Consider the following 25,866-nt stretch of genomic DNA (forward strand, 5'->3'; position numbering starts at 1 on the left):
TTGCGTGCGGGGTTCCCTCGCGGTGGCCGGTCAGGCTCCGATCATGCCGGACCATCGTCCGTCACGTCGTGGCCTGTGGCCACTTCGGCGAGCCTGCGGTGCTCCGCCGCCTTCGCCTCGTAGAGCGCCGCCATCCGCAGATGGAAGTCGGGGTTGTGCTCCTCGTACACGTCGGGGACACCGTCGCCGTCCTCGTCGCGGTTCTCGGCGTCCACCAGCGAACGGTGCCTGCGGGCCCGGACCTTGAGCAGGATTCCGGCGAACACCGCGGCCAGTAGGGAGCCGATCAGCACGGCGGCCTTGGCCTCGTCGGCGAGCACGGGATCGTCGGTGAAGGCCAGTTCGCTGATCAGCAGTGAGACGGTGAAGCCGATGCCGGACAGCGCGGCGATGGCCAGTACGTCGGCCCAGCCCAGCTCGCGGTTCAGCTCGGCCTTGGTGAAGCGCACCGCGGCCCACGCGCCGCCGAACACCCCCAGTGTCTTGCCCGCGAGCAGACCGAACACCACGCCCAGCGTCTCCGGCTTGCTGAACACGTCGCCCAGCGCGCCGCCCGAGACCGTCACGCCGGCCGCGAAGAGGGCGAAGACGGGCACGGCCAGTCCGGACGAGAGCGGCCTGACCTGGTGTTCGATGCGGGTGGCCGGTGAGGTCTCCTCGCCGGGGCGCAGGGAGCAGCGCAGCATCAGGCCCATCGCGACCCCGGCGACCGTGGCGTGCACCCCGCTGGCGTGCATCAGCCCCCACACGACGAGGGCGAGCGGGACGTACACGTACCAGCCGCGCACCCCCCGGTGGTGCAGGAACCAGAAGACGGCCAGTCCGGCCACGGCGCCCGCCAGCGCCCCGAAGCTGATGCCCGCCGAGTAGAAGATCGCGATGATGACGATGGCGCCGAGGTCGTCGACGACGGCGAGGGTCAGCAGGAAGGCACGCAGCGCGGAGGGCAGGCCGGTGCCGAGCACGGCCAGCACCCCGAGCGCGAAGGCGATGTCGGTCGCCATCGGGATCGCCCAGCCGCGCAGGTCCCCGCCCCCGGCGGCGAAGGCCAGATAGACCAGCGCGGGGACGGCCATCCCGCACACGGCCGCGACGATCGGCAGGGCGGCGGCCCGCGGATCGCGGAGTTCCCCCGCGACCAGCTCCCGCTTGAGCTCGATCCCGGCGACGAAGAAGAACAGGGTGAGCAGGCCGTCCTTCGCCCAGTCGGCCACCGAGAGGTTCAGATGGAGTGCCTCGGGGCCGAAGTGGAAGTCCTTGACGTCCTGGTAGAAGCCGCCGGCTGCGGTGTTGGCGAGCAGCAGGGCGACGACCGCGGCGGCCAGCAGCAGGGTGCCGCCGACCGTCTCGGTGCGGAGCGCGTCCGCCAGGAACGTACGTTCGCGCAGCGGGAGCCTGCCGAGGAAGACCGAACGGTGAGCGCCGTCCTGCCCGGCGGGCGCCTCGATCCGGTCGGCGGTCTCTCGGTCCTGCCCGGCGGAGTGCTCGGGCCGCGCGGTGGCCTGCGCGTCCTGTCGGGGGGACTGCCCCGGCTGCTGGGGGTCGGTGCCCTGGTCAGGGCGGTGCGGCGGTGTCATGGCGGGGGCCTCCGGAAGGTGGCGCGGACACACCTGTGGTGTGTGCCGACCAGACTTCCCGGCTCGCCCACGGACCTGTCGCCCGGTGGAGGCGACACAGCCAGCCTAACCAAACGGGTGAGGGGCACCCGGTCGGTTGTCCGGATGCCCCTCCCGCCGACGGGGCCGGCAGGGCCCCGTGCGGGTGCGGCGCGGCCCGCGTCGGCGGCGTCAGTCCTCGCTGGCGGCGCTCGGCAGCTTGGACTGGATGAGGTCCATCACAGACGAGTCGGTGAGGGTCTGGGTGTCACCCAGCGTCCGGTTCTCCGCCACGTCGCGCAGCAGCCGGCGCATGATCTTTCCGGAGCGGGTCTTGGGCAGCTCCGCGACCGGCAGGATGCGCTTCGGCTTGGCGATCGGGCCGAGCTGCTTGGCGACGTGCGCGCGCAGTTCCTCGACCAGTTCCCCGTCCTCGGCCGTGCCGCCGCGCAGGATGACGAACGCGCAGATGGCCTGCGTCGTCTGCGGGTCGGTCGCGCCCACGACCGCGGCTTCGGCCACCTTGGGGTGGGAGACCAGGGCGGACTCGACCTCCGTGGTGGAGATGTTGTGGCCGGAGACGAGCATCACATCGTCCACCCGGCCCAGCAGCCACACGTCGCCGTCGTCGTCCTTCTTGGCGCCGTCACCCGCGAAGTACTTGTTCTCGAAGCGCGACCAGTAGGTGTCGAGGAAGCGCTGGTCGTCGCCCCAGATGGTGCGCAGCATCGACGGCCACGGCTCGGTCAGCACGAGGTAGCCGCCGGCGCCGTCGGCCACCTCGTTGGCCTCGTCGTCCACGACGGTCGCCGAGATGCCGGGCAGCGGTACCTGCGCCGAGCCCGGCTTGGCCTCGGTGACGCCCGGCAGCGGGCTGATCATCATGCCGCCGGTCTCCGTCTGCCACCAGGTGTCCACCACCGGTGTGCGGTCCCCGCCGATGTGGTGCCGATACCACACCCACGCCTCGGGGTTGATGGGCTCGCCCACCGAACCCAGGATGCGCAGCGACGACAGGTCGAACTTCGCGGGGATGTCGTCGCCCCACTTCATGCTCGCGCGGATCGCCGTCGGCGCGGTGTAGAGCACGGTGACGCCGTACTTCTGCACGATCTCCCACCAGCGGCCCTTGTGCGGCGAGTCGGGAGTGCCCTCGTACAGCACCTCCGTCGCACCGTTGGCGAGCGGGCCGTAGACGATGTAGGAGTGGCCCGTCACCCAGCCGACGTCGGCCGTGCACCAGAACACGTCCGTCTCCGGCTTGAGGTCGAAGACCGCGTGCGAGGTGTAGGCGACCTGAGTGAGGTAGCCGCCGGTGGTGTGCAGGATGCCCTTCGGCTTGCCCGTGGTGCCCGAGGTGTACAGGATGAACAGCGGGTGCTCGGCGTCGAAGTCCTGCGGCGTGTGCTGCTCGGACTGGCGGCCGACCACCTCGTGCCACCACAGGTCGCGCTCCTCGTGCCAGGCGATGTCCTCCTGGCCGGTCCGCTTGACGACCAGGACGTTGCGGACCTTCTCGGCGCCCGGCCGGGTGAGCGCCTCGTCGACCGCGGGCTTGAGCGCGGACGCCGCGCCCTTGCGGTAGCCGCCGTCGGCGGTGATGACGACCCGGGCGTCCGCGTCCTCGATCCGGGTGGCCAGCGCGTCGGCGGAGAAGCCGCCGAAGACGACCGAGTGCGGCGCTCCGATCCGGGCGCACGCCAGCATCGCGACGACCGTCTCCGGGATCATCGGCATGTACACGGCGACCCGGTCGCCCGCCTGCACACCGAGTTCGGTCAGCGCGTTGGCGGCCTGCGAGACCTCGCGCTGGAGGTCCGCGTAGGTGAGGGTGCGGGTGTCGCCCGGCTCGCCCTCGAAGTTGATGGCGACCCGGTCGCCGTGACCGGCCTCCACATGGCGGTCCACGCAGTTGTAGGCGACGTTGAGCTTGCCGTCCTTGAACCACTTGGCGAACGGTGGATTCGACCAGTCCAGCGTCTCGGTCGGCTCGGTGCCCCAGGACAGCCGCCGTGCCTGTGCGGCCCAGAAGCCCAGCCGGTCGGCCTCGGCCTGCTCGTACGCCGCAGCGGTCACGTTGGCGTTCGCGGCCAGCTCGGCGGGCGGCGCGAACCGGCGCTCCTCCTTGAGCAGGTTGGAGAGGGAAGGACTCTCGTTCATGTCGGCTCCCGTCGGCAAGTGGTGTAGACCAATACCTGATAACTGGCATGCTTAGTGATCGCGGGAGCCCGGTCAACCCCCGGGTGATCCTGGCACCTCGGACCCTGCTGGGTACAGCGGCATTCCGGGAGTGGTTGCGTGTCGTCCCGCGCCACACCGGAGTGTGCCGCGTTCCCGCACGCCGCGGGGCGCCTCCGCGCGACGAAATCGCCCGGCGGCGCCCCCTGTTGCGCGCTGTCCCGTCAGCAGCTCACCCGCGGCGAACCGGCAGTTCTCAGGCGGCTCCGGCGGCCCGTGGAGCCGCCCGGCGCCGACTGCCTCGGCCCCGGCCGGAAGCCCACCGCCCCCTCTCCGGAACCCCGCGGCGCGGCGGGCGGCCCCGGGTACGGCGGCTGATGTCAGCGGCGGCTCACAGGACGACGGGATCGGGCCGGACGGCGGCGAACACCGGATCCGGCGCGAGGACGTCCCCGGCCGGCGCGTCCAGCACATATGTCTGTGCCTCGCCGACGTGGAAGTACATGCCGTGCAGTTCGAGCGTGCCCTCGCCGAGCCGCCGGGCCACGCACGCGTGCGCCGCCAGGTGCTCCAGCTGCTGGACGACGTTGGTCAGGCAGAGCGCCTCGAGCGGGTCGGCCGTCTCCCGGTCCGCGAGGCGCGGGGCGACCCTGGCCGCCGTGCGGAACCGCTCCAGGGACGGGCGGCCGTGCTGCAGCCAGCGGCCGAGCGGCGTCCCGGCGGCCTCCGCGGCGTCCGCCGGGGCGGTGTGCAGCGCCTGCATGGCACCGCAGCCGGAGTGCCCGCACACCGTCACCGAGGCGACCCGCAGCACGTCCACGGCGTACTCGATCGCCGCCGCCACCGACTGGTCGCCGCGCTCCTCGCCGGGCGGCGGGACCAGGTTCCCCACGTTCCGGACGGTGAACAGATCGCCGGGGCCGCTTGAGGTGATCATGCTGGTGACGACGCGCGAGTCGGCGCAGGTGAGGAACAGCTGCGAGGGCCGCTGCCCCTCCCGCGCCAGTCTCGCCAGCTCGTCCCGCACCAGTGGCGCCGTGCTGCGCTGGAAGTTCCGCACCCCGCCCAGCAGCTGCCCGCGGTGGGAGAGGGGCACGTCGTCCGCCCGTCGCCCCATCCGGCCGGGGCCGGCTCCCGGCGCGCTCCCGGTGCCGCTCGCGTCGGACGGGCCCGCGGCTCCGCCCGCCCCCGCCGTCCCGGGCGCGTGCTGCTCGTCGCGCGCCGTGCCGCCGCAGCCGCCGGACCCCGCGCGGCCGGCGGGGGCCACGCCGAGCGGGCCGGGAGGACCGGTGGGGCCGGTGGGGGGACCGTCGTGGCCGGGAGCCGCGGAGGAGTCGTCCGGCCCGGCCGGGACCGGACGGGTGCACTGGTGGTTGCGCCACGGCGTCCACGGCGTGCACACATGCGCGGTCGCGGGTTCCCCGATGTCCGCCCCGCCGCGCCCGCTGACCTCGACCTCGCCCCCTGCGGCCGTGTGCGTGGCCCGCCAGTCCTCCAGCGCCTCGTACGCCGCATGGTCCATGAACGATCCCTCCAGTTCCACGACTGCCTTCGCCCCCTCGGGCACCTGGGCCAGCGCCCGGCTCAGCCGCGGCACCGCGAGAAACGTCAACTGGCCCCGCACCACGACCCGGTAGCCGTCCCTCGGCCGCGCCGCGGGCCCGGGGTCGGCGGCCGCGTCGTGCACCACGTCGATCCGGGCCCGGGCCAGCCGGTGCAGTGCCAGCACCACGGCCACCGCGATACCCGCACCGACCCCTTCCAGTACACCCAGCAGCACCACCGAGACCGATGTGGCACCGAAGACCACCGCCTCGCGGTGGCGGGCCACCTTTCTGATGTGGCCGAGGTTGATCATCCGCACGCCCACGACCATCACCAGCGCCCCCAGCGCCGCCAGCGGGATCAGCTCCAGCACTCCGACCAGCAGCCCGGCCGCCAGCAGCACCCACACGCCCTGCAGCAGGGCCGAGTTCCGGCTGACGGCGCCGGCGGCGATGTTCGCCGTGCTGCGGACCGCGACTCCGGTGACCGGCAGTCCGCCCAGCGCGCCCGACACCGCGTTCGCGACGCCGTGCGCGCGCAGCTCCCGGTCCAGGTCGCTGCGCGGCACCCGGCTCCCGGCCTCGCGCGCGGCCGTGAGCTTGTCGGCCGCGACCGCCGCCAGCAGCGCCTGCACGCTGGCCACCAGGGTGAGCGTCAGGACTGCCGTGCCCAGTCCGAGCACCGGGCCCTCCGGCAGTTCGGGAAGTGCGTGCGAACGCCAGGAGGGCAGGTCGACGCGGGGCAGCCCGGTGCCGGCCAGCACCGCGGCAAGGGTGGCCAGACAGACCGCGGCCAGCGCGGCGGGTACGCGGGCCGCGGCCGCGCCGAACGTGCCCCCGTGCTGCCTCAGCCGGGGCCAGGCGAGCAGCACGACCACGGTCAGGCTGCTGACGGAGAGCGCGGCGGGCTGCACCGCGGTGATCCGGCCGGGCAGTTCCAGCGCGTTGGTGAGCGGCGAGCTGTCGGGATCGCCGCCGAGCATCACGTGGAGCTGGGCCAGCGTGATGGTGCACCCGATCCCGGCCAGCATGCCGTGCACGACCGCGGGGCTCACCGCCAGCGCGGAGCGGGCCACGCGCAGGAAGCCGAGGCCGACCTGGGCGGCCCCGGCCAGGACGGTGATCGCGCAGGTGGTCTGCCAGCCGTACCGCTGGATCAGTTCTGCGGTGATCACCGTCAGCCCGGCTGCGGGTCCTGTGACCTGCAGCGGGGCGCCTCCGAGCCGTCCGCAGACCACTCCGCCCACCGCCGCGGCCACCAGTCCGGACTGGAGCGGTGCTCCGGCGGCCAGGGCGATGCCGAGGGAGAGCGGGAGGGCGATGAGAAAGACGGTGACGGACGCGGAGAGGTCAGCCGACCAGCGCTGACGCGGGGTGGGGTGGTCCGGGGCGGCCCTGGGACCGCTGAGCACCGGGGGGCGGTGGGACATCGCGACTCCTCCCGAGGTCGGCACTGTGCGCGACGTTCTCGTCACTCCCCGTCGGGAGTAAAAGAACAGTAATGCCAAGTAAAGGCTTGGCGAAGTGCGGAGTGGGGCCTGGCGGTCACGGTTCCACCCATCGAGTGAACAGTGCCAAAAAAGCCGCTTGTCCTATTTGTCTTATTAACGTCTCATGTCACTTTTATGAGCGTGGCAACGCCGGTCCCGCCCGGTGACCGACGAGACAAGGCGACAGGACGAGGTGAGCCGATGGCAGCCACGCGAAGAAGACCCGCTCTCACCACCGTGGTCCCGACGGTGCTGGTGGCGCTGTCCCTGGCCGCGGCGGGCTGCTCCGGGGGCGGGAGCGCGCAGCGGGTCGAGGAGTCGCCCGGCGGCGCGCCCGGGTCCCGCCCCCAGACCAAGCCCCGTCTCCTGGGGGACGGTTCGACCTCGCTGACGGGCCGCCAGCCGTTCCAGCCCACACCGCACAAGCTGAAGCCCGGGAAGAAGCCGCCGCAGTTCGTCGTCTTCTCCTGGGACGGAGCCGGAGAGGACGACAAGGGGCTCTTCTCCCACTTCCGCGAGCTCGGCAAGAAGTACGGGGCGGCGCAGACCTACTTCCTCAGCGGCATCTACACGCTGCCGGAGGACGAGGCGAAACGTTACTCCCCGCCGGGTCACGCCCCGGGCGCCGCCGACATCGGCTATCTCAACGACAAGCACGTGCGCGCCACGCTCCGCCAGGTGCGCAAGGCGTGGCTGGACGGCAGCGAGATCGGCACCCACTTCAACGGCCACTTCTGCGGCCCGCAGGGCGTGGGCGCGTGGTCGGTCGAGCAGTGGAAGAGCGAGATCGAGCAGGCCCGCTGGTTCGTCCAGAACTGGAAGACGACCACCGGGTGGAAGAAGGCCCCGGCACTCCCGTTCGACTACAAGCGGGAACTCGTCGGAGGGCGCACACCCTGCCTGGAGGGGCAGGACAACCTGCTGAAGGCGGCCGCGCAGATGGGCTTCCGCTACGACTCCAGCGGCAACGGCACCCAGGTGTGGCCGGACAAGCGGCAAGGCCTCTGGGATCTGCCGCTGCAACAGGTCCCCGTACCCGGAAGGGCGTTCGAGACGCTCTCGATGGACTACAACTTCCTCGCCAACCAGTCCGGCAGCGTCGACGGAGCGGTGGAGAAGCGGCCGCACTGGAAGCGCCAGATGCGCGACGGCCTGCTCCAGGGATTCCGGCGCGCCTATACGGGCAACCGCGCACCGATGATCATCGGCAACCATTTCGAGGACTGGAACGGCGGCATCTACATGGACGCCGTCGAGGACGTCATGAAGACGGTCTGCCGCAAGGACGGCGTCCGCTGCGTCTCGTTCCGCCAACTGACCGACTGGCTCGACGCGCAGGACCCGGGCATGCTCGCCAAGCTGCGCACCCTGCAGGTCGGCGAGAAGCCCGCGGGCGGCTGGCGCAGGTTCCTCGCCGAGGACACCACCGCGGCCGAGGCGAGCTGAGCGGTGCTCCCGTTCCGGGCCCCGGTCGCCCGGAACGGGAGCTCACGGCGCAGTCGTCTGCGGTCGGACGCGTGCGGAGCGGTCAGGCCGGCTGCGGCGTCGCCGCCTCCCGCGAGCCCTCACCCAGTGCGAACGAGGGGTCCACCTGGGCCGCGAGGTCCGCGCCGGTCTTCTCGTTGCCCCAGCTCTCCGCGTTGCGCAGATGGAAGTGCACCATCTGCCGCGTGTACCGCTCCCAGTCCCGCATCCCGTATGCGGCATCGGCCGTCTCGTACAGCGCGGCCAGGGAGCGGGCGTTGTCGTCCTCCAGCTCGGCGAAGGGGCGCGGGCGGCCCTTCTCCATGGCCCGTACCCAGTCCGAGTGGCCGAAGGCCACCAGCAGGTCCTCGCCCACCTCCTGGCGCAGGAAGTCGATGTCGTCCGCGCTCTGCACCTTGTTGCCCACCACGCGCAGGGCGACCCCGAAATCCCGTGCGTAGTCCTTGTACTGGCGGTAGACCGACACGCCCTTGCGGGTGGGTTCGGCCACCAGGAACGTCATGTCGAAGCGGGTGAACATGCCGGAGGCGAAGGAGTCGCTGCCCGCCGTCATGTCGACGACCAGGTACTCCTCGCGGTCGTCCACCAGGTGGTTCAGCAGCAGCTCCACCGCTCCCGTCTTGGAGTGGTAGCAGGCCACGCCCAGGTCGGACTCGGTGAACGGGCCGGTGGCCAGCAGCCGGACGTCCCCGCCGTCCAGTGCGAGAGCGCGTGCGCAGGCGTCGTAGACCGGGTTGTCCTCCTGCAGCCGGAGCAGCCGGGAGCCCTCGCCGGGCGGGGTCGTCTTGATCATCTTCTCGGCGGACGCGATCCGCGGGTTGCTGCCCCGCAGGTACTCCTTGATGAGCGGCAGGTGGGCGCCCAGCGCGGGCAGTGCCGCGGCCTCGGAGTCGTCCAGCCCCAGTGCGGCGGCCAGATGCTGGTTGATGTCGGCGTCGACGGCGACGACGGGAGTGCCCCGGGCGGCGAGATGGCGCACGAACAGCGAGGACAGCGTGGTCTTCCCGCTGCCGCCCTTCCCTACGAAAGCGATCTTCATGTTCAACAGCGTAAGCGGTCCGGAGCACCGCACCGGCGGACGTGAGTGAAGAAGACCACTCGATCGTGGGGTTGGGTCGGCCGGCCGGGTGCGTAGGGTCGTACGCATGAGTAGCACCGCTCGCCCCGACGACGGCGGCACCTCGAACTCCTCGGGTTCCTCGGGTTCCTCGGCCCACGGGCCCGCCGCGGCCGATCCGCTGGCCTCCCTCGCGGCGCTGCCGGGCGTGCCGGAGGCCGTCGAGTCCGTGCGCGGCTCCGTCGACCGGGTCTACGGGCACCGGGTCATGCGCCGCCGCAGCAGCGAGGTCAGCGCGGAGGCCGCCCTGCGCGGAGCCCGTGCCACCGCCGCCTCGGAAGGCGTCGACTGGGCGCTCGAAGAGGTGCGCCGCCGCAGCGACTTCGGCGTGGAACCCGACGCCCGCACGGTCGGCGCGGGTCTGCGGGTGACGGCCGAGGCCGGGCAGCTGCTCGACATCTGGCAGCAGTCCCCGCTGCGCGTCCTCGCCCGGTTGCACCTGGTCGCCGCCGGGGGAGTGGCCCCCGAGGGCACCGTGGGCCGGCCGCGCCGTCCGGGAGAGCCGGTGGACGGCCCGGAGCTCGGCCTGGAGCTGCCCGGGGCCGACGAGGTCGCGGCCCGGCTGGACGGGCTGGCGCAGCTCATCACCGGCGGCACCGCGGCCCCCGCGCTGGTGACCTCCGCCGTCGTGCACGGCGAACTCCAGGTGCTGCGCCCGTTCGGCTCGTACAACGGGCAGGTCGCACGTGCCGCCGAGCGCGTCGTGCTGGTGGGCAGTGGTCTCGACCCCAAGTCCGTCTGCCCCGCCGAGGTGGGCCATGCGGAACTGGGTCGGGAGGCGTATCTGACGGCCCTGCGCGGCTACGCCTCAGGAACACCCGAAGGAGTGACCCAGTGGATCGCGCACTGCGGACGCGCGGTCGAACTCGGCGTCCGCGAGAGCACCGCGGTGTGCGAGGCGATGCAGCGGGGAGCGGCCTGACCGGCTGCCGGGCAGCACGTCCGGCTCTCCGGGCGGCGCCGGGCGCCGCGGCACGACGGACGGCCCGAACACCGCGGCGGCGCGGGACGGACGGGCCGAACGCCGCGGCAGGGTGAGCCGGTGCGGGGGCAGGACGTGGCGGCCGATTCGGACGAGGGGCGGGTCCCGTCGGACGCCGTCGACGGGGGCGAGCCGGTCCCGCGCAGAACGCCGTGGACCGGTGGGACGTGACGGCCGACCGGATCGGGAATGCGAGCGGCCCCGCCGTAGTGGCGGGGCCGTCGCTGGCATGTCCACCGGGTTACCAGTGCGTGCGTGATGATGTCCGAACGTCAGGGCGGAGTCTTTGCCCGTCCCTGAGGGGACCTGCCCGATCGCGGGCTCTGCGTCGCGTGGGTGCCCGGTATTCATGCTTGCGGTCCGTGGGGCCTTCTGCGTGGAACGGGATCCTCTCGGATGCCGTCGGTCTCGCGGGCCGTCGATTCCTTTGTACTCCCCGCCGGGGGTGAGTGGAAGCCCCGCCGTCAGATCTTTACTCTGCCCGTTCTGTGGCGCTCTGACCGGAATATGTGCGCGCCTGCCTGTGGCGGCAGATGTGCTGCGGCGCCCATGTGTCAGGAGCGCCGGAACAGCGGAGCCGGCCGGTTCCGGTTGTTGAGCCACACGAAGCCCGCTGTCGCCGCCGCGGCGCCCACCGCCACCGCTGTCAGCGCCAGCGCCGGCCGCGACGGCATGGACAGCGCGGGGATGCGCTGCCTGAGCCGTACGGGCCGGGAGAACGTCAGCACCGGCCACTCGCGCGCGAGTGCCTCCTTGCGCAGGGCCCGGTCCGGGTTGACGGCGTGCGGATTGCCGACCGCCTCCAGCATCGGCAGGTCCGTCACCGAGTCGCTGTAGGCGTAGCACCGCGCCAGGTCGTACCCCTCGGACTCCGCCAGTTCCCGGATGGCCTCCGCCTTGGTCGGGCCGTAGGCGTAGTACTCGATCTCTCCGGTGAAGCGGCCGTCCTCGACGACCATGCGGGTGGCGACCACCCGGTCGGCGCCGATCATCCGCCCGATCGGTTCGACCACCTCGGCGCCGGAGGACGAGACGATGACCACGTCGCGTCCCGCCAGATGGTGCTTCTCGACGAGGGAGGCGGCCTCGTCGTAGATGATCGGGTCGATCAGGCCGTGGATCGTCTCCGCGACGATCTCTCTGACCTGCTCGACGTCCCAGCCGCGGGCGAGTCCGGAGAGGTACTCCCGCATCCGTTCCATCTGGTCGTGATCGGCGCCTCCGAGGAGATATACGAACTGCGCGTAGGCAGTCCGGAGCACTGCGCGGCGATTGATCAGGCCACCCTGGTAGAAGGACTTGCCGAAGGTGAGCGTGCTCGACTTCGCAATGACCGTCTTGTCCAGATCGAAGAAGGCGGCTGTCCGGGGCATCGCGAGATTTTTCACGGCACCGAGCATAGGCGCCCACCATTCGGCGTAAGCTGGGGCGCGTGGGTTTGCCTGAGAAGGCTCTCGGGTACACCATGGAAGTCACGGATCGTTCGCGACCGTGCTAACCCGGCCCGACTCCTCCCCCCCCGAGTCGGCCGTGGGGACGACCCCCGCTCTCCCCCCCGGCGGGGGTCGTCGCATGTCCGGAGGCATTTCTCGGCCCCGTCCCGCAGTGGGCGGGGCCTTTTCGATCTTTCAGGAGCGGACCCCTGGATTCCCGCTCGGGGTGACGCAGAGTAATCGAAAGACTGCTCTCCGATGGTCACTGGTTTGGGTGAGTGAGTTATTCACACTCTCTGGGTTGTCCACAGTTTTCGACCATGATCCACAAGTTTTTCCGGTTCGCTGCACCGTGAATCCCGTCGGTGTCCGCAGGCGTTTGCGGACGCGAGTGTCCAACTGGCGGGGAGGGCCCGGAGCGTGGCCGAAAACATTCTGATTGTCACCGAGGACGAGGAACTCCTCGATGACCTACTGCGACTGTGCGCAGCCGCCGGGACGGAGCCCCAGGTCGCGCACGGCGGCCCGGCGGGCGGCGCGGGGTGGGCCACCTGGAGCGGCGCAGCCTCCTGGGAGCGGGCGCCCCTGGTGCTCGTCGGCGACGACTGCGCCGGTGCCTCCGGCTTCGGCGCCGCCGACGGTACGCCCGGCGCGGACGGACCGGTCCCGCGGCGGCCCGGAGTACTGCTGATCGGGCGGGACTGGGACGATCCGGGCGTCTGGGAGCGCGGAGTACGCGTCGGTGCGGAGAGCGTGGCCCTGCTGCCCGACGCGGAGAGCTGGCTGACCGGCCGCATCGCCGACGCCCTCGAAGGGGTCGGCAGTACGGCGCTGACCGTGGGAGTCGTCGGCGGCAGGGGCGGAGCCGGGGCCTCCACCCTGGCGTGCGCCCTGGCGGTCACCGCGGCCGCCGCCGGAGAGCGGACGACGCTCGTCGACGCCGACCCGCTCGGCGGCGGCCTGGACATCCTGCTCGGCGCGGAGCGGACGCAGGGGCTGCGCTGGCCCGACTTCGCGGAATCCCGCGGCCGGGTCGGCGGCGCGGCCCTCGCCGACTCCCTCCCCCGGCCGCACGAGGTGAGCGTGCTCAGCTGGGACCGGGGCGAGCGCGCGCTGGTACCCGCCGACGCCATGAAGGCGGTGCTCTCCGCAGCCCGGCGGCGCGGCGGAGTGGTCGTCGTCGATCTGCCCCGCCAGGTCGACGCGACGGTCGCGGAAGCGCTGGTGCAGCTCGACCTCGGGCTCGCGGTCGTCCCCGCGGAACTGCGCGCCGTCGCCGCGGCCCACCGGGTGGCCGCGCGCACCCGACCGGCGGTCCGCGACCTGCGGGCGGTGGTGCGGCCCCCGGGCGGCCCGCAGCGCCGCAACCCGCACGACGCCGGACTCGACGACACGGAGGTCGCCCGGCTGCTGGGACTGCCGCTGGCCGGTGAGCTCCCCTGGGAACGCGGACTGCTCGCGGACGTCGACCGCGGCAGGCCGCCCGGCTCCGCGAAGGACGGCGCCCTGGCCCGCTTCTGCGGCCGGTTCTGGGAGCAGGCGCTCAGCGGCGCGGGAGCGGCGGCATGACCGCGCGGGACGACGGCGCGCGAGCGGCCGCGCCGATGACGGGCGCCGCACCCCGCACGGGCGCGACCGGCGCGGGCACCCGGCTGCTGGACTCGGTGCGGCGCAGCCTCGCCGAAGCGGGCGCCGAGCCGACACCCGCCGGGGTGGCCGCCGCGCTGCGGGCCCAGGGACGGCTGATGGGCGACAGCGCGGTACTGGGGGTCGTGGAGGCCCTCCGCTCCGAACTCGTCGGGGTCGGCCCGCTCGAACCCCTGCTGGCCGACCCCGAGGCCACCGACGTGCTGGTCACCGCGCCCGACCAGGTCTGGGTGGACCGCGGCCGGGGCCTGGAGCCGACCCGGGTGCGCTTCCCCGACGCCGCCGCCGTGCGCAGGCTCGCGCAGCGGCTGGCGACCTCCGCGGGGCGCCGCCTCGACGACGCCCGGCCCTGGGTCGACGCGCGGCTCCCGGACGGCACCAGACTGCATGCGGTACTGCCCCCGGTCGCCGTGGGCTGCACCTGCCTGTCCCTGCGGGTGATGCGCCCCCGCGCCTTCGGCCTGGCGGAACTCGTGACCGCCGGGACGGTGCCGCCGGGCGGGGAACGGCTGCTGCGAGCCGTACTGGACGCCCGCCTCTCCTTCGTCGTCAGCGGCGGCACCGGATGCGGCAAGACGACACTCCTGTCCACCCTGCTGGGGCTGGTCGGCCCCGACGAACGCATCATCCTCGCCGAGGACTCGGCCGAACTGCGCCCCGACCACCCTCATGTCGTACGGCTGGAGGCACACCCGGCCAACCAGGAGGGCGTGGGCCGGGTGGAACTGCGCGATCTGGTGCGGCAGGCGCTGCGCATGCGGCCCGACCGCCTGGTCGTGGGCGAGGTCCGGGGGCCCGAGGTCACCGATCTGCTGGCCGCGCTGAACACCGGTCACGAGGGCGGGTGCGGGACCGTGCACGCCAACGCCGCCGCGGACGTCCCCGCCCGGCTGGAAGCCCTGGCCGGTACCGCGGGCCTCGACCGGGCCGCGCTGCACAGCCAGTTGGCGGCGGCGCTGGACCTGATCGTGCACGTGGTCCGCGGGCGCGACGGCAGGCGGCGGATCGCACAGATCCATGTGCTGGAGCGGGACGCGGCCGGTCTGGTGGCGACGGTACCGGCCGCCGTGTGGAGCGGTCCGGGAGCGCGCGGCCCTCGTGACCCCGCAACCGGGTTCGTCCGGGCGCGCGGCTGGCCGCGGCTGGAGGAGTTGCTCCTGCGGCGGCACGCCGACGGACCGGACGGCGACGGCCTGCCCGCCGAGAGCACGGGCCTCCCCGAAAGTGGCGCCTCCGTGGCGGGACGCGCCCCGGGGCCGCTTCCGGCCGTGGCCGGTGCCGTGGCGGCACCGGTGCCACCGACCGGGCCATGGCCCATGCAGAGGAGCCCCCGATGAGCGGTACCGCAGCCCTCGCGGCGGGGATCGAAGCCCCGGTGACCCATGCGGCGTACGCCGCGGCGATGTGCGCGGGCGCGGCGGCCTGGCTGCTGACCGGGCGCCATGAAGGAGCCCGGCGGGCCAGACTGCTGCTCGCGGGCGGAGCGGAGACACCGGCGCGGCGCCCGGCGGTCGCCCTGCCGGACCGCTGGCGGGAAGCCACCGCCGCGGCCCGTGCACGCTTCGCCGCACGGGCCGGGCACGAGTGGTGGTGCCTGCTGGCAGGAGTGCTGGTGGCGCTGCTGGGCCGGTCCTGGATCCCGGCGTCGGCCGGGCTCGCCGCCGTCCCCCTGGCCCGGCGGTGGCTGCGGCGGCGTGCCGCGGGGCGACTGGCACAGGAGCGCGAGACCGCCGTGGTCCGACTGTGCGGGGCGGTCGCGGGCGAACTGCGGGCCGGGCGGCAGCCGGACGGCGCGCTGCTGGCCGTCGACCGTGCGGCGCTGCGCTGCCTGGGGGATGCGGGGGCAGCGGTGCTCGCCGCGGCCCGGTTCGGTGGCGATGTACCGGCGGCGCTGCGCGAGGCGGCGCTGCTGCCCGGAGCGGAGGGGCTGGCCGGGGCGGCTGCCTGCTGGCAGGTGGCCGTCGAAGGCGGAGCAGGGCTCGCCGAGGGGCTGGAACGGGTCGCCGGAGCGGTGCGCGCACACGGCGAGCAACGTGCGGAACTGCGGGCACAGCTGGCCGGGCCCCGCTCCACCACCCTGGTGCTGGCGCTGCTGCCGGTCTTCGGGCTGGCCCTGGGCACCGCCATGGACGCCGATCCGCTCTGGATCCTCCTGCACACACCGACCGGATTCGGCTGCCTCGTCGTCGGAGCGCTGCTGGAGTGGGCCGGGCTGCTGTGGGTCACCCGCATCGTGCGCGCCGCCGAGGGCGCAGCCGAACCCGCCGCTGTCACTGCTCCCGCCCCCGAGGCGGAGCGGGGCGCACAGCCCGGCAGGAGCTGGTCGAGGTGAGCGCCGGATGGGTCGGCGTTTTCCCCAGGGTGTGGACATGGGTCCCGGCTGCCGCGGGGACGCTGGCGGCAGCGTGGAGCATGGCGCAGGCACTGGCCGCACTCAAGACGGAGGGATCGGTGCGGCGCCGCGCACACCTCCTGTGCGGGGTCCCGGCGGAGCGGAGACCGGGCGGGACCGGCCCCGGACCGAGGGGCCGACGGACGGGCACCGGGAAGCGGTTCACCGCCGGACTGCGCACGAGGCGGGCACGCGAGGGCGCCGCTTCGACGGGCGCCGGTGTGCTGGGACTTCTGCTGATCGGCGGCGCGGCCGGATGGCCGGTGGGTGGCGCGGCCGCCTGGGGGACGTGGCGCCTGCTGCGGCGGCGGGCCGCCGCGCAGGATCCCCGGAGCAGCACGGAGCGGACCGAAGAGGAACAGCTCCCCCTGGTCGCCGAGCTGATCGCGGCCTGTCTGGCAGCCGGGGCCGGTCCCGGCCGCGCCGCCGAGGCCGTCGGGAGCTCGGTCGGCGGCCCGTTGGGGACCCGGCTGGTGCGAGCCGCCGTGGAGCTGCGCCTGGGGGCCGAACCCGCACTGGTGTGGGGGCGGTTCGCCGAGCGGCCCTGGGGCGTGGAGTTCGCGCGGTGCATGGAGCGTGCCGGAGCAGCGGGAGTGCCCGCGGTCGAGTCCGTCGCCCGGCTGGCCGCCGAGCTGCGAGGTGGCCGGGCCCGGGCCGCCGGCAGCCGGGCGAGACGGGCGGCGGTACTGGTCACCGGTCCCCTGGGGCTGTGCTTCCTGCCCGCGTTCCTGGTGGTCGGAGTCGTACCCGTGCTGCTGGGGCTCGCCCGGTCGCTGTGGTGAGCGGCGGCAGGCGGCACACGGGCCGGTCGCGGGCTGTGAGCGGCTCGCTCCGTGCGGACATCGAGAGAGGACATCGGGTGAGGGAGGACGAGCGGATGACGGGAGTCGCGAGGCTGCGTCGGCTGTGGGAGCGCGCGAAGCGGCGGCGCCCCGGCGGCGACAGGGGGATGAGCACGGCCGAGTACGCCATGGGCACCCTCGCAGCGGTCGCGCTGGCCGCAGTGCTCTACAAGGTCGTCACCAGCGGCGCGGTGAGCGCCCAGTTGCAAAGTCTCGTCGAACGGGCGCTCCATGCGCCGTTCTGACCGGGCGCCGGGCCGGGGCCGGAGGTCCGGAGGCGGACGGCCCGGCCGTGGACAGTGGGTCCAGGGCCCCGGCGCGGGCGCTGGAAGGCGGCGGCGGAGGGCCGATCGGTGTGCCGGATATGTGACAGCGGAGGCCGCCGTGGTGATCCCGGCGCTGGTGCTCCTGGTGGCCGGGCTCCTGTGGGGGCTGATGGCCGCGGTGGCCCGGATCCAGTGCGTGGACGCGGCGCGCGCCGGAGCACGGGCGGCTGCCCGCGGCGAACCCGAGGACGCCGTCCGGCAGGCTGCGCGAACGGCCGCCCCGCCCGGCGCTCGGGTGAAGACGGTACGGAAGGGCGAACTGGTGCGAGTCGCGGTGCGTGCACGAACGGCCGGCCCGGGCCCGCTGACCGTGGAGCTGCGCTCGGAGGCGGTCGCGCTGGACGAGAGGAGGGCGGGTGGCAGCCGGATTCCGTGAGGACGGAGGGTCCGCTTCGGTATGGGCGGCACTGAGCGTCGTGGTGCTGTGCGGCGTGTTCGCGGGAGTGCTGGGTTTCGGCCAGGCGGTCTGGATACGGCACCGGGCGGGCGCCGCCGCCGATCTGGCGGCGCTCGCCGCGGCCGACCGTGCGCCGGCCGGCCCGGCCCGGGCCTGTGCGACGGCGCGCCGGGTGGCCCGGGCGCAGCACACGCGGGTGGCCCGCTGCACGGTCCGGGGCGAGGTCGCGGATCTGGAGACACGACTGCGGTGGGGGCCCTGGACGGCGCGAGCGCGTGCCCGTGCCGGCCCGGCCGACCTCCCGGCCGCGGACGGGGCCACCGGCGCGGCGGACGCCGACCGCCCACCGATGCCGTCGGTTGCGCGACCGGAGGAAGGAGGCGCCGGGGAAGCGGGCCCGGCGGCGGTTCAGGTGGCGGAGCGGAGGAGTTCGGTGAGGAGCCGGACGGCACCGCGCTTGTGGAGCGGGTCGTTGGCGTTTCCGCACTTGGGCGACTGGATGCACGAGGGGCAGCCCGCCTCGCACTCGCAGGCGGCGATGGCGTCGCGGGTGGCGGTCAGCCAGCCGCGCGCGGTGTGGAAGGCCCGCTCGGCGAAGCCGGCCCCGCCGGGCTGGCCGTCGTAGACGAAGACGGTGGGAAGGAGCGTGTCCGGGTGCAGGGCGATGGAGACCCCGCCGATGTCCCAGCGGTCGCAGGTGGCGAACAGCGGCAGCATGCCGATGGCCGCGTGCTCGGCGGCGTGCAGCGAACCGGCCAGGATCTCCGGGTCGATCCGGGCGGCGTCGAGCTGGTCCTCGGTGACGGTCCACCACACCGCGCGGGTGCGCAGGGTGCGGGGCGGCAGGTCGAGCTTGGTCTCGCCGAGGACCTCGCCGGTCAGCAGGCGGCGGCGCAGATAGGAGACGACCTGGTTGGTGACCTCGACGGAGCCGAAGCACAGCCGGGCGTCGCCCCAGGGGCGCTCGGCCTCGGTCTTCAGCACGGCGAGAGAGGTGGTGTCACGCGCCATCGTGGTCCACGGCGGCGACGCCTCCTCGACGAGCGCGGCCGAGTCCTCCAGATCGAGCCGGCGCACCACATAGGTGCGGCCCTGGTGCAGATGGACCGCGCCCTCGTGGACGGTGGTGTGTGCGGCACCGGCGTCGACGGTGCCCAGCAGCCGCCCCGTGCCCTCCTCCACCACCTGCACCGGCTTCCCGCCGCTGCCGCGGATGTCGGTCAGGTCGGCGGCCCGCTCCTTGCGGGTCCAGTGCCAGCCGGAGCTGCGGCGCCGCAGCAGCTTGCGCTCTTCGAGCTTGCCCAGCAGCTCCGGCGTCTCCGGCCCGAAGAGGGCGAAGTCGGATTCGGTGAGCGGGAGCTCGGCTGCGGCTGCGCACAGGTGGGGCGCCAGGACATAGGGGTTGTGCGGATCCAGGACGGTGGACTCGACCGGGGTGTGGAAGACGGACTCGGGGTGGTGGACGAGATAGGTGTCCAGCGGCTCGTCCCGGGCGATCATGATGGCCAGCGCGCCCTGACCGGCCCGGCCCGCCCGCCCGGCCTGCTGCCAGAGTGACGCGCGGGTGCCGGGGTAGCCGGTGATGAGGACGGCGTCCAGACCGGAGATGTCGATACCGAGTTCCAGCGCGTTCGTGGCGGCGAGCCCCAGCAGCTCGCCGGTGTGCAGCGCCCGCTCCAGGGCGCGCCGTTCCTCGGGCAGATAACCGCCCCGGTAGGCCGCGATCCGCGCGGACAGCCCGGCAGGCCGCTTCGCGCCCGGTACCGGGTCCCCGGCGCCGTGGGATTCCCCGGCGCCGCGGCTGCCGGGCGTCGCGCCGGTGTCGTGCGCCGCCCCCGGTGCCGGACTCCCGGCGGGGCCGGGGCGGCGGGGCGCGGGGAGAGCGGCGAGGCGGTCCTGGGCGATGAGGGAGATCAGCTCGGCGCCGCGGCGGGAGCGTACGAAGGCGACAGTACGTACCTCCTGGGCCGCCAGATCGGTGAGCAGCTCGGCGGCCTCGGCGGTGGCGGTGCGCCGGACCGGGGCGCCGCGTTCGCCCTCCAGTTCGGTCAACGGCGGCTCCCACAGGGCGAAGACGGTCTCTCCTCGCGGGGAGGTGTCCTCGGTGATCTCGACCGGGCGCACACCGGTGAGCCGGGCCGCTCCCTCGCCGGGCGCCGCCGCGGTGGCGGAGGCCAGCAGGAAGACCGGTTCGGAGCCGTAGCGCGCGCACACCCGGCGCAGGCGCCGCAGCACCTGGGCGACGTGGGAGCCGAAGACGCCGCGGTAGGTGTGGCACTCGTCGACGACCACGTAGCGCAGGGCCCGCAGGAAGGAGGACCACCGGCTGTGGCCCGGAAGCAGGCCGCGGTGGAGCATGTCCGGGTTGGTCAGCACGTAATTGGCGTACAGCCGCACCCATTCGCGCTCTTCCACCGGAGTGTCCCCGTCGAAGACGGCCGCCCGCACTCCGGTGCCCAGCGGGGTGGCCAGATGCGTCACGGCGCGCCGTTGGTCCGCCGCGAGCGCCTTGGTGGGCGAGAGGTACAGCGCGGTGGCGCCGCGTCCGTTCGGGGCCTCCGAACCGTCCAGCAGGGTGCTGAGCACGGGGACGAGATAGGAGAGGGATTTTCCGGAGGCGGTACCTGTGGCAATGATCACGGAGTCGCCGTCGAGGGCGTGGGCGGCGGCGCGGGCCTGGTGTTCCCAGGGGCGGTCGATGCCCGTCTGCTGCACGGCATCGATCACTTCCGGCCGGATCCGGTCGGGCCATTCTGCATGGCGACCGTTTCGCGGGGGCAAGTGCTCCGTATGGGTGACACGCCCGGCGCGGTCCGGCCCCCTGGTGAGACGAGCGAGCACGTCGCGAGGGTCGCCGCGGGAGGCCGAGCGCTGCGGCTCGACTCGCGGGCGTACGCTCGCGGACCGGGTGTGCTGTTCGTTGGCCATCGGTACCGAGTGTGTCACTGGCGAGGCGGACAATGACCGCAAGGCGTCGTCCCCTCCTGCTGGTAAGTGATTGAATGCCTCTGCGGCTGCCGATCCGTCCCCTGCCTTTGGGGGTACCTCCCTCCGTCAGGGCAGGGGGAGGGAGAACCGAGGGGGCTGACCGCTCGATAGCAAGGTGCTGGAGGATCCGTGGACCTGTCCCTGTCGACCCGAACCGTAGGCGATCGCACGATCGTCGAGGTCGGTGGCGAGATTGATGTATACACCGCGCCCAAGCTGCGTGAGCAGTTGGTCGAGCTCGTAAACGACGGCAGCTACCACCTCGTCGTGGACATGGAGGGCGTCGACTTCCTCGACTCCACCGGGCTCGGCGTGCTCGTGGGTGGGCTCAAGCGGGTGCGTGCCCACGAGGGCTCGCTGCGCCTGGTGTGCAACCAGGAGCGCATTCTCAAGATCTTCCGGATCACCGGTCTCACGAAGGTGTTCCCGATCCATTCCTCGGTCGACGAGGCCGTAGCGGCCACTGACTGACATGCCGGACCGCCGGTCCGTCCCCAGTGGGGCGGACCGGCGGCTCATCGGCTGACTGGCGCTTGGGCGCCGGGGCCCGGCTCTCCGAGTCCTCGGACGGACATCGCAGACTTTCAGGGAAGACCGAGGGGGATGGCATGGCCACCGTTGAGCTGCTCTTCAGCGCGCTGCCGGAGCACGTCCGTACGGCGCGGCTGGTGGCTGCCGCCGTGGCGCGGCGGGCCGGCGTCGACGAAGCCGTGCTCGACGAGGTGCGGCTGGCCGTCGGCGAGGCGTGCACCCGCGCCGTCGGACTGCACATGAGCCATGGCCTCAGCAGCCCGGTGCGGGTGTCGCTCATCGAGGACGAGAAGAAGTTCTCGATCGAAGTCGGGGACGAGGCGCCGCACCGGCGTTTCTCGCTGCCCGGCGGCACGCTCGGCGCCGGAGCCTCGGCAGCACCGAAGAACGGTGCCGCGGCCGAGTCCAAGGCCGCCGGAAACGGCAGCGGCCCCACGGGCGGCGCGGCCGGTGGGCTCGTGGAGGCCGAGGGGGCGCTGATGCCCGGAGCCCGCGACGAGATCCCCGAACCGGTTCCCGAGGAGGACGAGGGCGACGGGGAGATGGGGCTCGCGGTGATCAGCGGGCTGGTGGACGACGTCGAGGTGACGACCGACGAGAACGGCGGCGTGATCCGTATGAGCTGGCCCACGACGGAGCCCGTCCTCCCCTGAAATCTGAACCGGACCTGTCCGCGGTCCGGCGCAGGGGTTTCTTGACCCGGTGCCTGTCGGTGGTCCGGTGCATTTTCTCGCGCCCGGTGCCTGTCGGTGGTGCGGTGCCTGCTCTCGGCCCGGGAGCCGGGCTTGTCCCTGCGGAGCCGACCCCTGTCCGTCCCGCGGGCTGTCTGGTCCCGTGGCGGAGCCGTACGGCCTGGGCCGGCCGCTCCTGGGACCGGGCCTCTCATGACGTCTCCGGACCGCCGCCGAACGTCTCCGAACGACTCCGTACGGCTCCTGGGATCGCCTGCCGGGGCGGCCGCCATGCCGAGGACCGAGAACCCGGTACCGAGAGCCCCGGGTCGAGAACCCGCCCCCCGGAGGCAGGCCGGGCCGGGTGCCGGGGCAAGGCCGGGATGCGGGTCGCTGCCGGCGCGCCGACAGCCGGTGCGGAGCTGTCTTCGGCTTCCCGGGACCCGTCCTCCCCGGAAAACTTTCCGGACCTCCACATCCTCGCCCGTCATAGCCCGCCACATCCCGAGGAGATATTCGATCTTCGGTTCACTCGTCAGTGCGGGTTTTTGTGATCTTCATTTCTGATCTTTGAAGATCTGGTTCGATATTTCTGACCAGCCATTAAACCGGCTGCGCCGACCCTCTTCGTTCACCCGATAGATCGTTTTCCTGGGGTCAGTTGAATTTGCGGATTCCCTCGTGCGAGCGAATTATCCGCTTCCTGTGCGGCTGATCTTCGCCGATCCCGGCGAATTCTTGCTGCTGCGCTCTGTTTTGATCTGGTCGCGCTCCCTACAATCCGTCCACATCTTTGCAGCAGGACGCCTGAGCGTGCTTGCGCGCGCCCATGTGCCAAACGTCAAGGAGGACGAATGGCGGGGCATCTCAGCCCACTCCACCAACCCCAGTACCTCGCGGACGCCGCAGAGCTGACCAGTGGCAACCGGGGACTCGCGATCGTGATCGCGGTTGTCGCGCTCGCAGCGCTCGGCGTCGCCATGGTGCTGGTACGACAAGTGCTCGCCGCGGGCGAGGGCACCGACAGCATGAAGAAGATCGCCGCTGCCGTGCAGGAGGGCGCGAACGCCTATCTGGCGCGGCAGCTGCGTACCCTCGGGGTATTCGCGGTGGTGGTCTTCTTCCTGCTCATGTTGTTGCCGGCCGACGATATGCAGCAGCGGATCGGCCGGTCGTTGTTCTTCCTGGTCGGTGCCGGATTCTCGGCGGCGACCGGCTATATCGGCATGTGGCTGGCGGTGCGCAGCAATGTGCGCGTGGCCGCCGCGGCCCGTGAGGCGACCCCGGCGCCGGGCGCCGAGGAGGCGTCCGGCGATCTCACCGCGGTTTCCCACCGGGCGATGAAGATCGCATTTCGCACCGGTGGGGTCGTCGGAATGTTCACCGTCGGGCTCGGGCTCTTCGGTGCCGCCTGCGTGGTGCTCGTCTACGCGGCCGACGCGCCGAAGGTGCTGGAGGGCTTCGGCCTCGGTGCCGCGCTGATCGCGATGTTCATGCGGGTCGGCGGCGGAATCTTCACCAAGGCCGCCGACGTGGGTGCCGACCTGGTCGGCAAGGTCGAGCAGGGCATTCCGGAGGACGACCCGCGCAACGCGGCCACCATCGCGGACAACGTCGGCGACAACGTCGGCGACTGCGCCGGAATGGCGGCCGACCTGTTCGAGTCGTACGCCGTGACCCTGGTGGCCGCGCTCATCCTCGGCACCGCCGTCTTCGGCAACGACGGGCTGGTCTTCCCGCTCCTCGTGCCCGCCATCGGGGTGATCACCGCCATGATCGGCGTGTTCGCCGTGGCGCCGCGCCGCGCCGACCGCAGCGGGATGACCGCGATCAACCGGGGCTTCTTCATCTCGGCCGTGATCTCGCTCGCGCTGGTGGCGATCGCCGCCTTCACCTACCTGCCCTCCAGCTACGCGGACCTCAAGGGCGTCTCGGGAGACGACGCGCAGGAGATCCTCGGGCACAGCGGCGATCCGCGCATGCTGGCCGTCGTGGCGGTCGCGATCGGCATCGTGCTCGCCGCCGTCATCCAGCAGCTGACCGGCTACTTCACCGAGACCACCCGCAAGCCGGTGCGGGACATCGGCCGGACCTCCCTGACGGGGCCGGCGACGGTCGTGCTCTCGGGCATCTCCATCGGCCTGGAGTCGGCCGTCTACACGGCGCTGCTGATCGGACTGAGCGTCTACGGCGCGTTCCTGCTGGGCGGCGGCACCGTGATGCTGGCGCTGTTCGCCGTCGCGCTGGCCGGGACCGGGCTGCTGACCACGGTCGGCGTGATCGTCGCCATGGACACCTTCGGGCCCGTCTCGGACAACGCGCAGGGCATCGCGGAGATGTCCGGCGACGTCGAGGGCGCGGGCGCCCAGGTCCTCACCGATCTGGACGCGGTGGGCAACACCACCAAGGCGATCACCAAGGGCATCGCCATCGCCACGGCGGTGCTCGCCGCCGCCGCGCTCTTCGGCTCGTACCGCACCGAGCTGGCCCAGGCGCTCACCGACGCGGACCAGAGCGCGGGCAAGATGCTGGAGCTCGTGGACATCGCCCAGCCCAGCACGCTGGTCGGGCTGATGTTCGGGGCCGCGGTGGTGTTCCTGTTCTCCGGGCTCGCCATCAACGCCGTCTCGCGTTCCGCGGGTTCGGTCGTCTTCGAGGTGCGGCGGCAGTTCCGGGAGCGTCCGGGGATCATGGACTACAGCGAGCAGCCCGAGTACGGCCGGGTGGTGGACATCTGCACCAAGGACGCGCTGCGGGAGCTCACGACTCCGGGGCTGCTGGCCGTGATGGCGCCGATCCTGGTCGGCTTCACCTTCGGGGTCGGCGCGCTGGCGGCGTTCCTCGCCGGGGCGATCGGCGCCGGCACCCTGATGGCCGTCTTCCTCGCGAACTCGGGCGGTGCCTGGGACAACGCGAAGAAGCTGGTGGAGGACGGCCACCACGGCGGAAAGGGCAGCGAGGCCCACGAGGCCACCATCATCGGCGACACGGTCGGCGACCCGTTCAAGGACACCGCGGGCCCGGCGATCAACCCGCTGCTGAAGGTGATGAACCTGGTGGCGCTGCTGATCGCACCGGCCGTGGTGCAGTTCAGCTACGGCGAGGACAAGAGCGTCGGCGTGCGGGTGGTGGTCTCGCTGGTCGCCGTGGCGGTCGTGGTGGGCGCCGTCTACCTCTCCAAGCGGCGCGGTGTCGCCGTGACGGACGAGAACACGGCCGAGCGGCGCGCCGAGCCCTCCGACCCGCCGGTCGATCCCGCGGATCCGGTGGACCCGGTGGCTGCCTCGTAGCCCCTGGGCTCCGGGCCGGAGCGGACGGCCGGCGGCCGGTTCGCGGCGGTGCCGCCGCAGGGCCGGGGCCAGGGCCGTACGGCGGCCGAGGTGGCCCTCGACCGACGGGCGGGCGGGACGCGTTGGCGTCCCGCCCGCCCGTCGCGTCTCCCGGGGCCGCTTCCGGTGTGCCCACCTGTGTGATGCCGGCCGGGAGCACGGCAGGGCGGGGCGGCGGGAGCGTGTGGGATGTCGCGCCCAACTGTTGGTGCAAATGGCTGCAATAGTAGGCATAAGGTTCTTCCGGCTCGCCGTCACTCCCGCTCTGGCGTGTATGTTCCGGGCCGAACAGCCATGGAAGGGACCGATCCGGTGAACAAGAAGCTCGCGGCGGCGCTGTCCGGCGGTGCGGCGCTCGTACTCGCGCTGACTGGTTGCAGTGACGACAGTGGCAAGACCGACGACTGGGCCAAGCAGGTCTGCGACGACCTCCAGCCCCAGCTCAACAAGATCGATCAGGCCAACGCCTCGATCGCCGACGCGTCCCAGGCGACCAAGTCCCCCGCGGAGGTCAAGAAGGCCGACTCCGCCGGGTTCCAGAAGGTCTCCGACGCGTACCAGGCCATGGCCTCGGCGGTGAAGAAGGCGGGGGCGCCCCCCGTGGACGACGGCGAGACGCTGCAGAAGGACGCGGTCAAGGAACTGGACCACATCGCGGACCAGTACCACGACCTCAAGGTCGCCACCGACAAGCTCCCCACCGACGACAAGTTCGACGAGGGGCTCGACTCCGTGGCCGCCAAGCTCAAGTCCCTGGGGCAGAGCGGCGACAAGGCCCTCCAGGAGCTCCAGAAGGGCGAGGTCGGCAAGGCGATGGGCAAGCAGGAGAGCTGCAAGAAGACGGGTGTGACCAAGGGCGGCTCCTGAGGACACGGCGACCCGCGCCCCCGGCGGCGAAGCGGCCCGGGAGCGAAGGAGA

At 72.8% G+C, this 25,866-nt stretch carries 18 protein-coding genes and 1 pseudogene; 13 read left to right on the top strand and 6 right to left on the bottom strand.

Translation table 11 applies throughout. The features are described from left to right. Positions 1 to 41 precede the first annotated feature (41 nt). The 3 genes from nhaA to A949_RS0108390 form a co-directional block, all read right to left on the bottom strand. Entirely contained in the window at positions 42 to 1,577 is a 1,536-nt protein-coding gene (nhaA, locus tag A949_RS0108380; RefSeq protein ID WP_019355557.1) for a Na+/H+ antiporter NhaA, read from the bottom strand. A gap of 210 nt (positions 1,578 to 1,787) precedes the next feature. Further along, a complete protein-coding gene (gene acs / locus A949_RS0108385) occupies positions 1,788 to 3,755 on the bottom strand; it encodes an acetate--CoA ligase (protein ID WP_019355558.1) in 1,968 nt (655 codons plus the stop codon). A 409-nt stretch (positions 3,756 to 4,164) separates the two neighbouring features. Continuing rightward, positions 4,165 to 6,747, bottom strand: a complete 2,583-nt coding sequence (locus A949_RS0108390; protein WP_019355559.1) for a bifunctional SulP family inorganic anion transporter/carbonic anhydrase — start codon at positions 6,745 to 6,747, stop codon at positions 4,165 to 4,167. Between the two features lie 261 nt (positions 6,748 to 7,008). Between A949_RS0108390 and A949_RS32865 the strand changes: the two genes are divergently transcribed. Beyond that, positions 7,009 to 8,253 (top strand): hypothetical protein, encoded by a 1,245-nt coding sequence (locus A949_RS32865; RefSeq protein ID WP_086022645.1) that lies wholly within the window; start codon positions 7,009 to 7,011, stop codon positions 8,251 to 8,253. A gap of 82 nt (positions 8,254 to 8,335) precedes the next feature. Here the strand turns inward: A949_RS32865 and A949_RS0108400 are convergent, their stop codons facing one another. Further along, on the bottom strand, positions 8,336 to 9,331 hold the full coding sequence (locus tag A949_RS0108400) for an ATP-binding protein (RefSeq protein WP_019355561.1): 996 nt from the start codon (positions 9,329 to 9,331) through the stop codon (positions 8,336 to 8,338). A 106-nt stretch (positions 9,332 to 9,437) separates the two neighbouring features. Between A949_RS0108400 and A949_RS0108405 the strand changes: the two genes are divergently transcribed. After that, positions 9,438 to 10,331: a hypothetical protein gene (locus tag A949_RS0108405; RefSeq protein ID WP_019355562.1), complete on the top strand. Its 894-nt coding sequence runs from the start codon at positions 9,438 to 9,440 to the stop codon at positions 10,329 to 10,331. A 614-nt stretch (positions 10,332 to 10,945) separates the two neighbouring features. Here the strand turns inward: A949_RS0108405 and A949_RS0108410 are convergent. Beyond that, entirely contained in the window at positions 10,946 to 11,791 is an 846-nt protein-coding gene (locus A949_RS0108410) for an HAD family hydrolase (protein WP_019355563.1), read from the bottom strand. Between the two features lie 453 nt (positions 11,792 to 12,244). Between A949_RS0108410 and ssd the strand changes: the two genes are divergently transcribed. The 7 genes and pseudogenes from ssd to A949_RS39720 form a co-directional block, all read left to right on the top strand. Continuing rightward, positions 12,245 to 13,393 carry a septum site-determining protein Ssd gene (ssd, locus tag A949_RS0108415; protein ID WP_019355564.1) on the top strand — a complete coding sequence of 383 codons (1,149 nt, stop codon included), beginning with the start codon at positions 12,245 to 12,247 and terminating at the stop codon, positions 13,391 to 13,393. A 35-nt stretch (positions 13,394 to 13,428) separates the two neighbouring features. After that, positions 13,429 to 14,808 (top strand): TadA family conjugal transfer-associated ATPase, encoded by a 1,380-nt coding sequence (locus A949_RS32870; protein WP_078565374.1) that lies wholly within the window; start codon positions 13,429 to 13,431, stop codon positions 14,806 to 14,808. Continuing rightward, a complete protein-coding gene (locus tag A949_RS0108425) occupies positions 14,805 to 15,803 on the top strand; it encodes a type II secretion system F family protein (RefSeq protein WP_019355566.1) in 999 nt (332 codons plus the stop codon). Before A949_RS32870 ends, A949_RS0108425 begins: the two co-directional genes overlap by 4 nt. An 80-nt stretch (positions 15,804 to 15,883) precedes the next feature. Next, the gene (locus A949_RS0108430; protein WP_019355567.1) at positions 15,884 to 16,645 is read left to right on the top strand and encodes a type II secretion system F family protein; all 762 of its coding nucleotides are present in this window, start codon (positions 15,884 to 15,886) and stop codon (positions 16,643 to 16,645) included. Positions 16,646 to 16,740: 95 nt separating this feature from the next. Beyond that, the gene (locus tag A949_RS0108435) at positions 16,741 to 16,950 is read left to right on the top strand and encodes a DUF4244 domain-containing protein (protein ID WP_051019435.1); all 210 of its coding nucleotides are present in this window, start codon (positions 16,741 to 16,743) and stop codon (positions 16,948 to 16,950) included. A 121-nt stretch (positions 16,951 to 17,071) separates the two neighbouring features. Further along, on the top strand, positions 17,072 to 17,407 hold the full coding sequence (locus A949_RS0108440) for a TadE family type IV pilus minor pilin (RefSeq protein WP_026004454.1): 336 nt from the start codon (positions 17,072 to 17,074) through the stop codon (positions 17,405 to 17,407). Between the two features lie 55 nt (positions 17,408 to 17,462). Beyond that, positions 17,463 to 17,660: pseudogene (locus tag A949_RS39720) on the top strand (Rv3654c family TadE-like protein); the annotation flags it as partial. 176 nt (positions 17,661 to 17,836) lie between these two features. On the opposite strand, the gene A949_RS38945 reads toward A949_RS39720, so the two are convergent. Continuing rightward, entirely contained in the window at positions 17,837 to 20,269 is a 2,433-nt protein-coding gene (locus tag A949_RS38945) for a DEAD/DEAH box helicase (RefSeq protein ID WP_443332988.1), read from the bottom strand. Positions 20,270 to 20,545: 276 nt separating this feature from the next. On the opposite strand from A949_RS38945, the gene bldG reads away from it, so the two are divergent. The 4 genes from bldG to A949_RS0108465 all read left to right on the top strand — a co-directional run bounded on the left by bldG (position 20,546) and on the right by A949_RS0108465 (position 25,814). Beyond that, a complete protein-coding gene (gene bldG / locus A949_RS0108450) occupies positions 20,546 to 20,887 on the top strand; it encodes an anti-sigma factor antagonist BldG (RefSeq protein WP_016473000.1) in 342 nt (113 codons plus the stop codon). Between the two features lie 137 nt (positions 20,888 to 21,024). Beyond that, on the top strand, positions 21,025 to 21,600 hold the full coding sequence (locus A949_RS0108455; protein WP_019355571.1) for an ATP-binding protein: 576 nt from the start codon (positions 21,025 to 21,027) through the stop codon (positions 21,598 to 21,600). A gap of 872 nt (positions 21,601 to 22,472) precedes the next feature. Then, positions 22,473 to 24,908 (top strand): sodium-translocating pyrophosphatase, encoded by a 2,436-nt coding sequence (locus A949_RS0108460; protein WP_019355572.1) that lies wholly within the window; start codon positions 22,473 to 22,475, stop codon positions 24,906 to 24,908. Positions 24,909 to 25,241: 333 nt separating this feature from the next. Continuing rightward, positions 25,242 to 25,814 carry a hypothetical protein gene (locus A949_RS0108465; RefSeq protein WP_019355573.1) on the top strand — a complete coding sequence of 191 codons (573 nt, stop codon included), beginning with the start codon at positions 25,242 to 25,244 and terminating at the stop codon, positions 25,812 to 25,814. The last annotated feature ends 52 nt before the right edge of the window (positions 25,815 to 25,866 follow it).

This window comes from Streptomyces sp. AA1529, from assembly GCF_000280905.1.
Taxonomy (GTDB): Bacteria; Actinomycetota; Actinomycetes; order Streptomycetales; family Streptomycetaceae; genus Streptomyces.